General features: G+C 46.9%; 2 protein-coding genes. One reads left to right on the forward strand and one right to left on the reverse strand.

Annotated elements, in window-relative coordinates; translation table 11 throughout:
- Positions 1–1,351, forward strand: a 1,351-nt coding sequence (locus tag ABY802_RS16910; protein ID WP_372628283.1) for a diguanylate cyclase, incomplete at its 5' end; no start/stop codon positions are given.
- A 9-nt stretch (positions 1,352–1,360) separates the two neighbouring features.
- Here ABY802_RS16910 and ABY802_RS16915 read toward each other — a convergent pair.
- Positions 1,361–1,551 (reverse strand): EAL domain-containing protein (locus ABY802_RS16915; RefSeq protein ID WP_372628284.1); only part of this gene is annotated, 191 nt, incomplete at its 5' end.

The raw sequence follows: 1,551 nt of genomic DNA on the forward strand, positions 1-1,551 counted from the left end.
AGTATGGGCTTTGGGTTTGCTGGTCGAATATGCGCCGCACGCTTCAGTCTGGTTTCCGGTGGCGGGCCTGACTTGTGCTGCCATGCTGGTGGTGGGTATCAGGGCGATACCTGCTATTTTAATTGCAGCCATTATTATTACCTTCTGGACAGCTTTTCAATACGATATTGGTATGAGCAGCGGCCAGCTTATTGAAGCCGGTCTGCTATTTGGTTTTGCTCATATTTTGCCCTACTATTTAGGCGCTGTGACGCTTAGAAAGCTCAGCGGCCTTTCCCAGTATAATCTGCCGCTTTTTGTTGTCAGCTTTCTGGTGCTTGCTGTAGGCTGCTCACTACTGGCAACAGTAACAGTTCTGACCTCACTGGTGCTTACCGGGTTAATGCCGGCAGCCGATGTTGCAACAACCTGGTTGCCATTCTGGATAGGAGATATGGCTGGCGTCGTGGTTATTGCCCCCCTGTTTGCCAGTATTTTGCTGCATCTGTTTCCACAGACGAAATTTGATATTCATACGGTGATCGGTACCCACTCCAAGTTAGCGTCACCCCAATTTAAATATAAATTGGGCCTGACCATAGTAATGCTGATTTTTGCTATGTTAATTGCCTGGTATAGCCGCAGCTCAGAAAGTGCTTTTGCCATCTTTTTTCTGGTGATCCCCCATATGTGGATTGCCTGCACAGAAACGCCTTTTATCACGGTAGTGAGTCTGGCGATGAGCAGTTTTCTTATCGCTTTATTGGTCAATCTATTGGGATTAATGGACCATGTTATGGTGTATCAGTTTGCTATCAATGTTATAGCGGCCAATGCGTTATTTGGTTTAGCCGTGCCAACGCTAATGGCCTCGAATAATCAGCTGCGGTTAGTGGCATCAACAGACACCTTAACCCGGGTTGCTTCCAGAAGTTATCTGCAGCAACGGGCGGACTTAGAAATCAGTCGTAGTTTGCAACAAAATGAATCGTTGTGTCTGATGGTGTTTGATATTGATCATTTTAAGCAGATAAATGACCAGTATGGCCATAGTGTTGGTGATGAGGTGCTGCGACAAGCCTGCCGGCACGCTCAGCACCTGTTACGACCCGCAGATATTATTGGTCGCTATGGTGGCGATGAGTTTGTGGTGATTTTACCCAATACGGTGAATGAGGCTGTGGTCACCATTGGTAACCGAATCATTGAGCGTTTGCGGCAGATCGAGTTAGCAGAGCAGCTAAAGGTATCTGCCAGTTTTGGAGTGGCAGCGCTGCAGCAGGGTGATAATTTCCGCAGTCTGTTTGAACGGGCAGATGCCGCTTTATATCGGGCCAAGCAGCAGGGGCGAAGCCAGGTTGCCTGGAGTTAAACAACTTTATCATGACAATGGCGCTTGAACTAATGCATAAAAATCGGCTGCCGGCATTGGTTTATAAAAATAATACCCTTGAATAAAATCGCAACCAATTGATTGGCAGAATTGCAACATCTGCTCCGTTTCCACACCCTCAGCGGTTATTTGCATATCCAATGTCTTAGCAATTTGTGCTATTGTTTGGGTTAACGCCC

Source organism: Arsukibacterium sp. (assembly GCF_041616895.1).
Lineage (GTDB): Bacteria > Pseudomonadota > Gammaproteobacteria > Enterobacterales > Alteromonadaceae > Alishewanella.